This window comes from Streptomyces sp. SID3212 (assembly GCF_009865405.1).
Classification (GTDB): Bacteria; Actinomycetota; Actinomycetes; order Streptomycetales; family Streptomycetaceae; genus Streptomyces.
This window is the reverse complement of sequence record NZ_WWJY01000894.1, coordinates 1-643: the sequence shown is the minus strand read 5'-3', so window position 1 is coordinate 643 and position 643 is coordinate 1. Positions and strand designations below refer to the sequence as shown.

Genomic DNA, 643 nt, shown 5'->3' with positions numbered 1-643 from the left:
CCGGGTCGCCGTCCTGCTCACGGTGGCGGACCACGGGCCGGGCGCGGACGCCTTCGCCGGACTGCCCGCGCTGCGCCTCGGCCCCCTGGACGACGACGCGGCCGACGCGCTGCTCGAAGACTTGACGGAACGTCAATTGCACGCGTCGGTACGGGAGGAGCTGCGCCGCGAGGGCGCGGGCAACCCCCGGCTGCTCACCGCCCTCGCCGGACACCTGAGCGCCGCTCAGCTCTCCGGCCACCAGCCCTTGCCGCAGCCGCTGCCCGGCGGTGAGGACCTGCTCGACGCCTACGCGGCCTGTCTCGACACACTGCCCGCCGACACCCGGGCCCTGCTGCTCTTCGCCGCCGCCGCGGCCGAGCACGAACCGGACGGGGCGGGAGCGGACTCCGTACTGCTGCTGAGTGCCGGGAGGTCGGCCGGGATCCGCCCCGGCCGGCTGGCGCCCGCCGAACACGCGGGAGTCGTACGCAGCGGGGGCGGCCGGGTCCGCTTCACCCACCCGCTGCTGCGTACGGCGGTGCTGCGCACGGCGCCCCCGGCCCGCCGCCGCGCCGTGCACCGCACCCTGGCCGCGGTCCTGGACGGCCCGCACCAAGCACTGCCGCGCCTGGTCCAGGCGGCCTGCGCGGCGCCGGGGCCC

Annotated in this window: 1 pseudogene; it reads left to right on the top strand. The window is 78.1% G+C overall.

The features are described from left to right. Window positions 1-643: pseudogene (locus GT042_RS26625) on the top strand (LuxR family transcriptional regulator); the annotation flags it as partial.